At 47.1% G+C, this 8,102-nt stretch carries 9 protein-coding genes and 1 pseudogene; 4 read left to right on the top strand and 6 right to left on the bottom strand.

Annotation, left to right across the window (positions count from 1 at the left end):
- Positions 1-123: 123 nt before the first annotated feature.
- Positions 124-1,470 (bottom strand): ABC transporter substrate-binding protein, encoded by a 1,347-nt coding sequence (locus tag FPZ49_RS29250; RefSeq protein ID WP_144853930.1) that lies wholly within the window; start codon positions 1,468-1,470, stop codon positions 124-126.
- Positions 1,471-1,873: 403 nt separating this feature from the next.
- On the opposite strand from FPZ49_RS29250, the gene FPZ49_RS29255 reads away from it, so the two are divergent.
- Entirely contained in the window at positions 1,874-2,086 is a 213-nt protein-coding gene (locus FPZ49_RS29255) for an alpha/beta-type small acid-soluble spore protein (RefSeq protein ID WP_144853931.1), read from the top strand.
- 195 nt (positions 2,087-2,281) lie between these two features.
- Here the strand turns inward: FPZ49_RS29255 and FPZ49_RS37690 are convergent, their stop codons facing one another.
- Positions 2,282-2,440, bottom strand: coding sequence for a helix-turn-helix domain-containing protein (locus tag FPZ49_RS37690; protein WP_144853932.1), 159 nt, complete (start codon positions 2,438-2,440; stop codon positions 2,282-2,284).
- 232 nt (positions 2,441-2,672) lie between these two features.
- On the opposite strand from FPZ49_RS37690, the gene FPZ49_RS29265 reads away from it, so the two are divergent.
- Positions 2,673-3,212: a beta-class carbonic anhydrase gene (locus FPZ49_RS29265; RefSeq protein WP_144853939.1), complete on the top strand. Its 540-nt coding sequence runs from the start codon at positions 2,673-2,675 to the stop codon at positions 3,210-3,212.
- Positions 3,213-3,293: 81 nt separating this feature from the next.
- Here the strand turns inward: FPZ49_RS29265 and FPZ49_RS37695 are convergent.
- The 4 genes and pseudogenes from FPZ49_RS37695 to FPZ49_RS29280 all read right to left on the bottom strand — a co-directional run.
- Positions 3,294-3,418 (bottom strand): annotated as a pseudogene (locus FPZ49_RS37695) (histidine phosphatase family protein); the annotation flags it as partial.
- A gap of 168 nt (positions 3,419-3,586) precedes the next feature.
- Positions 3,587-3,760 carry a contact-dependent growth inhibition system immunity protein gene (locus FPZ49_RS37700; protein ID WP_144853940.1) on the bottom strand — a complete coding sequence of 58 codons (174 nt, stop codon included), beginning with the start codon at positions 3,758-3,760 and terminating at the stop codon, positions 3,587-3,589.
- A gap of 9 nt (positions 3,761-3,769) precedes the next feature.
- The gene (locus FPZ49_RS29275) at positions 3,770-3,991 is read right to left on the bottom strand and encodes a hypothetical protein (RefSeq protein ID WP_144853933.1); all 222 of its coding nucleotides are present in this window, start codon (positions 3,989-3,991) and stop codon (positions 3,770-3,772) included.
- Positions 3,992-4,236: 245 nt separating this feature from the next.
- A complete protein-coding gene (locus FPZ49_RS29280; RefSeq protein WP_144853934.1) occupies positions 4,237-5,067 on the bottom strand; it encodes an AraC family transcriptional regulator in 831 nt (276 codons plus the stop codon).
- A gap of 304 nt (positions 5,068-5,371) precedes the next feature.
- On the opposite strand from FPZ49_RS29280, the gene FPZ49_RS29285 reads away from it, so the two are divergent.
- Both FPZ49_RS29285 and FPZ49_RS29290 read left to right on the top strand, forming a co-directional pair.
- Entirely contained in the window at positions 5,372-6,298 is a 927-nt protein-coding gene (locus FPZ49_RS29285) for a zinc-dependent alcohol dehydrogenase (RefSeq protein WP_222429987.1), read from the top strand.
- A 13-nt stretch (positions 6,299-6,311) separates the two neighbouring features.
- Entirely contained in the window at positions 6,312-7,295 is a 984-nt protein-coding gene (locus tag FPZ49_RS29290; protein WP_144853936.1) for a hypothetical protein, read from the top strand.
- The last annotated feature ends 807 nt before the right edge of the window (positions 7,296-8,102 follow it).

The following is an 8,102-nucleotide window of genomic DNA, read 5'->3' on the forward strand; positions in this document are numbered from 1 at the left end:
TTTGAATATAATCCCATATGATTCTTAAGTAAATTGAATATCCAACGGAAAACATGGACTATTGAACGATTACCCAGCGAAAAGAAAAAAGGAGCAGCGCTCCTTCTTTCCTTGACCCGGTGATTACTTGCTCTTGGCTGACGTGATGGCCTGATTGATCTTATCCTCCGCCGTCCGCAGAGCGGTGTTGATATCGCTCCCGTTTTTGATCATTGCCACGAACTCCCCTTGCAGAATAGAGGAGGCATTCACTAGCGGCGCCATTTTGGCGTTGGCCGGGGGCATCGGAGCAAACTTGTTATAAAACACAGCCTTGAAATTTTTATCCTTGAACAGCTTATGATCGCTACCTAGCGTCGCGCGAATTTTCTCGTTATTTAGAATTGTCGGCCGTGCCTCTTTATTCGCCTGCAACTGCACGTCATCGGACAGTAACTCGGTGACGACCTGGAACGCCTGCTCAGCCTTTTTATTGGCGTTACTAACAAAGTAATAAATCGTATTCGGCTGGTATCCGACCTTCGGCGCGTCCGCGAACGTCGGGGCCGCCACCACATCCCAGTTCAAATCAGGGTCGGCCTCGAAGCGTCCATAGCCCGACATGGGGGCCGCGACCATAGCCACGTTCCGTTTTTTTTGGAACTGCGTCAGCTCACTATCCGGTGTAAAATCGCCCTCCGGCTTGTTCCCCGGGATATCGTAGATCGCTTTGAACGTAGTCAGCAGCTTCTGAAAACCGGGCACATTGACCGCGCTCTTATCCTCCTTCGGGTCGATGAGCGGCAAGGACAGCTGGTTTTCCAACACCATATTGCTGTAAAAGAGCGACATCCCGCGGATCTGCTCCCCATTCTCAACCCTCGTCATCGTGCCCGACAGTCGGATCGCCTCATCCCAGGTCATCCCGTCCTTCGGAACGGGTACTCCAAATTTGTTAAACAAATCCTTGTTGTAGAATAGGACTACTGTGTTCAAATATTTGGGCAGACCGTAAATCCCGCCCTTTGTCGTCGCATTTTTCAACGATTCAATTGTAGACGGCTCGATCCGCGACATGTCGTAGTTGTACTTTTTGATCAGGTCAGTCAAGTCGTATTCCAGGCTGAGGGGCAGCAGTGAGCTTTGCAGGCCGCCGAGCGAGGTGATGGTAATATCCGGCGCCTGTCCGGCCACCATCATTTTATCCAGTGTGACGTCTTTTCCCTCAATGATGTACTTGAGCTTGTAGTTGGGATATTTGGCGCGGATCGGCGCAGCCATCGTGCGTTCAAATTCCTCCTGCGTGATCGATGCCACCTTGGATAAAATGACCAGCTCGGCCGCGTCCAGCTTGGCGTCACCGATTTGCACAGACGTTTTGGTCGGTGTCTGCGGAGTCTGCTCGCTCGTGCTGGGGTTACCTCCGGAGCAAGCCGTGACCATCATCGACGTGATCGTAGTCATCCATAATAGCATGTTTTTTTTTCGCATCTAATATAGCCCCCTAAGTCTTAATGAGCAGCACCTGATGTAAGCGCTTTTATTATAAATTATACTCCTCTGCCCATGACAGTAAATGGAGAATGCGTTTAATAATATGGATAATCGTCTGAACCCTTTGACCCCCACAGAAAGAGCCGGTCAAAGCGTCACGAGCTATCCATTGATCAGACATTCCTCCGATATAGAAAAAAAGTGACCGTTTTTTTGTGATGAACAGCCACTGTGGCGCACATTACTCATCACAAGCCGACATGTCCGGTGCCCTACTCAAGAATATCCTCTTCGCGCCATAAATGAAGTTGTTATCGACCAAATATCGAGTAAATGTTTTGTATAGAAATAGTAAAATTCCGAAAATACCATCAATCCCAAAAAAGGAGTGGTCGACTTAATGACAAACAGAAGTAACACACTGGTTGCTCAACAAGCAATGGCAGCACTGGATCAGTTAAAGTATGAAGTCGCACAAGCACTGGGAATTCAATTACAACCGAACGGGTACAATGGGAATCTTGCTACTCGCGATGCTGGCTCAATCGGAGGCAACATCACTCGTAGACTGATACAGATGGCAGAACAGCAGCTACAAGGATATAAGCGCTAAACTAAAAAAAGACGCCGTCCCCCTTTCCTCCCTTGGTAGTGATGGCAGTTTTTAAGGTCTTCTAATTCTAACTTAATCCCCATCAACAACAAATTCACTTTGGTAAAGATTTCATCGTCTGACAGATCGAGTATATCGATCGGATCCCCCTCTGGCAAGCTGGTTCGGTTGTCCTACCGACTAGATAATCTATCGTTACTCCGAAAAAATCCGCGAGCGTTTTGGCATGTTTCTATTCGTCTCGTATCGTCTGATGGTGGAATCTGGGATGACGAACTGGTCCGATAGTTTTTCTTGTGTCAGCCCCGTATCAATTCTTAAGTCCTTTAATCTCTCTTTGAACCCTACTGCCATACGATGTTTGGTATCAGAATTAGAGAGAACTCAATTCTATCGCGATGCGTTTATCAGAATTATTGATACTAATTGGTGTTTCAAAATATCTTCGAGAGGTATTTTGTCATATTTAGAAGCGAAAAACTATAATGGAACTCCAACCCTTTGCTAACAGTAAAATGCTTTTGCAAGTAACCTATTAAATGATTATTATAGAAGGAGAGGAGTGGTGAGCTTGTTTTTAAATGAAATGATCGAGTACAACAGAGAATTTGTTGAAAACAAAGAGTATGTGAAATATCAAACATCGAAACTTCCTAATAAGAAGCTTGTTGTCGTGTCCTGCATGGATACAAGGTTGACTGAATTGTTACCAAGAGCGATGAATTTACGAAATGGAGACGCGAAAATACTTAAAACAGCCGGTGCAGTTGTTTCCCATCCTTTCGGTAGTATTATGAGAAGCATCATTGTTGCCATTTATGAACTTAACGCACATGAAGTATGCGTTGTCGGGCATTACGACTGCGGAATGACCCATGTGAACCCAACAGAAACAACAAAAAAAATGATCGAAAGAGGAATTTCCGAACAAACGATCGAGACATTGAATTATTCAGGAATCAAATTAAAGGATTGGCTGCAAGGTTTTGATTCCGTTTCAGAAAGCGTTCGCCAAAGTGTTGAAGTGATCCGAAATCATCCGCTCATCCCTAAAGATATTCCTGTGCACGGATTGGTTATTAACCCAGACACTGGGGCACTAGACATTATTGAAAATGGGTATTAAAAAACGAATGAATAAAGATGTAATAAGACGACTCTCTCTTTGCTGCAAGAGATCGTCTTTTTTTTATTTAACGCAAAAGATTGGACTTGAAATGAACGTGTCTATGCCTTCATCTTTCAATATATGAGCTCCAACATGGCATCTGATTCGTTCCCTTCCACTTTAGGTGATTCTCCGCGCCTGATCATGGATATGAAAGTTTTCATAAAACTCCCCCTTAGACTTCAAAATCACCAACCATACTAGCCTGAATATTCCATAGTCTTACTGAATTATCCAGCCCGTTACTTCAACAACAAAGCCAGTCGATCATTCTGGACGACTGGCTAATCGCTGGCGGACAAGTGAGCAGGCCACCTAGTTTATCAGTCCTCTCATAAACAGTAATTAAACGCTTTTGCTATGGCTTTTCCTATTTCATTGTCTGAAGAGGTTAATGGTATCTCAAACGTCTGGTTGTCCTTTGTACCCAAATAACCATTGCTCTTATATCTGTCTAAACACGAAATTATATAAGTGTCCGAATCGGATTTCCTTGCAACATGAATACTTTTGAATCAAATAATTAAACTTTCTTTTAATGCCTTCCCAACTTCGCCATAATTATGTATTGAATCGAGTTTTATGTATTTACTATTCGGTCTTCTCAACCCTTCCAAATCAACAACAGTCGGATTTAAAACGACAACATCTTCGTTACTTTTATAAACGTTCACCACGAAGACCATTGCTTGGTGCTTTCTGCTTTCATTTCCTCTAAGAAATAGCTTCCTGAACATTATATCCCCCCGAAAGAGTGTTTTACCGCTCTACAGCCGATAGAAACGAAAACAAGCGATGAATCGGTTCCATCGCCGCGCTATCGTAACCGTTAGTTTGGTGTTAAAATGACTATGTTTTGTTTGGCTCAATCTACACCCATCATAGGATTACCTCACCCGACATTCGGGTTCGGCGAACAGTCTTGCTACATCTCATATCGATTACATGCTAGAGACGCCGGTTTTGAAGTATTGTGCACCTTTTATCTTTTCGTACGCGCCGCCGATTTCGTTTTTTTCCTCCAATCGGTCGGACTTACGCCAAACTTTTTCTTAAACAACTGACTGAAATAATGAATGCTTGGGTAACCGCACTGCTCCGCCACATGGTTGATGCTCATATCCGTTGCGGCCAAATAACACATTGCCGCATTCATTCGCAGCATCTGCAAATATTGAATTGGAGTGGAGCCGGTATGCTTTTTAAAATCCCGGATCAGGTAAGAAGGGTTCAGATGAACAAAATCGGCCAACATTTTTAATGTGATTGGCTGACTGTAACGCGATTCCATAAACCGCATCAATGCCACTGTCGTGTCGCCGTCCTCGTTTCGATCAAACGAAAGCACAGCGGAATCCCGCTCCAAATAAGCGCGAATAAACAGCAGCAATTTTTGGATATCCAGCAGGCACAGCCGTTTCGCATATTCGGAGACGCTTATTTTTTCCGTGCAAATCGCCTCGGTCACCAGCTCCAGCGTCATTTCGAACACCGGATCCAAGACGGGCCGCGACTCGGGAGAACACTGCAATTCATTCCACGTGATGTTGTTCTCCATGCCTGGAAATAACTCATCCTCCCCAAAATCAAGCTCTGCGTACCAAATATCCGCTTCTTTGGACAAAGCAACCACTTGATGAGGCGTATCGGAGGGCAGCAGCACAAGCGCCCGGGGACTAGCGGTATAACAGACTCCCCTCCAAGTGATCTGCACCTTGCCCGACAAGACATAAAGCAATTCGGGATACGGATGGATTCCTCCCCTTGTCTCTTCGGGCATCAAACGGCAGCAGCTGTAATCTCTCACCATCATGGCGATCGCTCCCCCGGAATTAGTGAAAAAAGTCAATATATCATAAATTATAACGAGTCCTTACTGATGTGATCAATGCAAAAAGACGTGCCGTCTCTGCAAAAGATCAATATATATTGGAAATACAAAGCGGAAAAATACAGGTAAGATGTTGTTAAAACTGATTCCCATTGAAAGGATGCTGATCCCATTGGACCAAACAAATCAATTGAATCAATCCCCTCAATCCAGTGTAATGCACGAACCGCACCAAAACCGAGAAATGAAAGCATTGCAGATAATTAGCAAAAAAAACGCGGAAACCGTGTCATTGCCTATCCCTGAACCGGGACCCGGCTGTGTGCTTGTCAAAGTAACGGCGGTTACCACATGTCCCCAATGGGATCTGCACATCTTTTACGGCAAGCCGATGTTTACACATCAAAGCCACGTTCCGTTTCCTTATCCCCCCGGTCAACCGGGGCATGAGATGACCGGCACGGTGGCCAAGCTCGGAGAAGGCTGCGGGAAATTAACAGTCGGTCAGACCGTCTCGGCCTGGAAGGATCCCGGGCATATGAATCCCGGCTGTTATGCTGAATATGTCGTCTTGGAAGAAAAACATTTGATCGCTGTTCCGGCTCACCTCCATTACACCCAACTTGCTTCGCTGGAGTTAGCCATGTGCGTGGCTTCAAGCATTCTTAAGCTAAAAGCGGTCGCGGGCATTGCCGGCAAAACGTGTGCCGTAAACGGACTTGGCCCAGCCGGCTTGATCGCGCTGCAAATGCTGGCCGCGGAAGGGGCCGGACAAGTCGTCGGGCTCGACCCGATTCCACAGCGCAGAACCGCTGCAGAGCAGCTCGGCCTGTCGAGGTCGCTGCCTTCCGGCACGGATGAGCTGCCCTTAAGACGTACCGATGGGGCCATCGACGTGGCTGTCGATTGTGTCGGTTATCCCGACGCAGTGAGGTATTTGATGGATCATACGAACGAAGCGGTAGCGCTGTTTGCCGTGCAGAGGGAAGATTATACGCTGCATCATCCGGGTCTGACCGTCATCGGTTATCCGGGCCATTACCGGGAAGCCGCCGAGTATGCGCTGCAGCTTATCATCGCAGGCAAACTGCAGTTGGGGCCACTGGTCTCTGCCGAAATGTCGTTTGAGCAGTACGCGGACGCCGTCGAGCTGCTTAAAAATCAGGAAGCGATCAAGGTGTGTTTTGTTCCGGCTCTAAGCCGTCCAAACTGAGGAGGGAAACGGATTGAAAGGAAAGGCGGTCATTTTTACGAATAAAATGCAGGTCGAATGGATAGACGTAGATATCCCCGATCCCGGCGAAACGGATGTCGTTATCGACATCAAACATTCATGGATCAGTATCGGTACGGAGTCGTCTTATTTGCGCGGTGAGCGCATTAAAGGTGAAGTGCCTTACCAGGAAGGCGATCCGTGGCCGTTTCCGATTGCGGCCGGCTACCAGAAAACAGGCATCGTCAGAGCTGTCGGCAGCGCCGTACGGCACGTCAAAGAAGGAGATTGGGTATTCGCCTCGGCCAGCCGCGTCTCGGGAATGTTTACTCCTTCGGGCGGGCACGTCGATCCTGCTGTCATCGACGGTAGTCAAGTGTGGAAGCTGCCGGAAGGAGCGTCGGCTGTCGCTTATTCCGGACTCGTACTGACCCAGGTAGGCTATAACTGCGGAAGCAGGCCAGCGCTTGCGGAAGGCCAGACGTCAGTTGTCATCGGCGACGGGCTTGTCGGCCAGTGGGCGGCGCAAACGCTGCTGCACCGGGGGGCTAACGTTATCGTATTGGGCAGGCATCAAACGAGGCTGAACCGTCTGAACCCGCGAATTCGCGGATTTAATACGAATGAACACCGGTTGTCCGACATCCTGGATTCATGTGGTCCCATATCGGTAGTTGTTGACACCGTAGGTTCGATGGCCACGGTCAATGCAATCGAACCCGTGATGACCCGGGACAGCCACTGGGTATCGGCGGGGTTTCTCGGAACAACCGGCATTGTGGATATTCAAAAATTGCGGGATAAAGAGATGACGCTTCACACTCCGTCAGGCTGGACGAAACCCCGCATAGATCAGACGCTGATGGGTATCCAAGAAGGCTGGCTACTTACCGAACCGCTCATTTCTCACCGGTTCCCCGCGGAACAAGCGGCTGAAGCGTGGCGGACGATATTGGAAGACAAGGGTCAGTGCCTGGGCGTTGTATTGGACTGGTAACTCTTTTGAGCCATGCAAAACCGGGAGATATGTATCTCCATTGCATCAAGGGGGCTTCGGCATACAGCCGGAGCCCCCTTATTGGGCAGCAGTTGTCCATCGGAGTACGACTGCGGCAATCCAGCTGCGAAGTTGGGTGCCGCTGCATTTCCTATGCCCAGCTGTGCCCCCATCTTCCACTTCGGTTCTTGAATTCGGCTATGAGCCCCTTCATTTCAGAGCCCGTCGGAAATAATATAAAGCTCTCGTCAATTAGTTCCAACTAAATGCATGACTTCATCGGAAAGATTGTATTCGGAGAACACGACCATCTTAACTTTAATACCTCTATTCCATCATCGGGAAAAATTATAGGAGCCATCCGCAAGGAAACTGTAACATCGCCTCCTTTTGCTCTATTATCTCTACAGAAAATATATAATCCGATTGCATCAGAAAAGCGTTTTACAAATACACAATAGTCATCTTTCGAAATCAAAGGAGGTTTTTTTTATATCCAATTTTCTCTATCTCTATGTATCCTGTTTGTCATAATGAACGGCGGCCCACATTCGCCTAACGTATATTGAAATGATTCAAACTATACTCCCGTTAGTCATAATGAACGAGGCGGCCCCATTCGCTTAGCGTAGGTTACATTTGGTAACAATGTGTAGTGGATTCTACTAAAACCAAATGCAGAGCTACATTCGAAAGGAGCCGCTATTATGAAGGATTACACAAAATTTGTTGGTTTAGACGTATCAAAAGATTCAATTTCTGTTGCTGTTGCAGATACAGGACGTGGTGAGCCACGTTTTCTCGGAA

This window comes from Paenibacillus cremeus, assembly GCF_007786445.1.
GTDB lineage: Bacteria > Bacillota > Bacilli > Paenibacillales > NBRC-103111 > Paenibacillus_G > Paenibacillus_G cremeus.

What these genes read in the sequence shown, in the direction of transcription:
- FPZ49_RS29250 (WP_144853930.1), bottom strand. Translation starts at nt 1,470, where the DNA reads ATGCGAAAAAAAAACATGCTATTATGGATGACTACGATCACGTCGATG.
- FPZ49_RS29255 (WP_144853931.1), top strand. Translation starts at nt 1,874, where the DNA reads ATGACAAACAGAAGTAACACACTGGTTGCTCAACAAGCAATGGCAGCA.
- FPZ49_RS37690 (WP_144853932.1), bottom strand. Translation starts at nt 2,440, where the DNA reads ATGGCAGTAGGGTTCAAAGAGAGATTAAAGGACTTAAGAATTGATACG.
- FPZ49_RS29265 (WP_144853939.1), top strand. Translation starts at nt 2,673, where the DNA reads ATGATCGAGTACAACAGAGAATTTGTTGAAAACAAAGAGTATGTGAAA.
- FPZ49_RS29275 (WP_144853933.1), bottom strand. Translation starts at nt 3,991, where the DNA reads ATGTTCAGGAAGCTATTTCTTAGAGGAAATGAAAGCAGAAAGCACCAA.
- FPZ49_RS29280 (WP_144853934.1), bottom strand. Translation starts at nt 5,067, where the DNA reads ATGATGGTGAGAGATTACAGCTGCTGCCGTTTGATGCCCGAAGAGACA.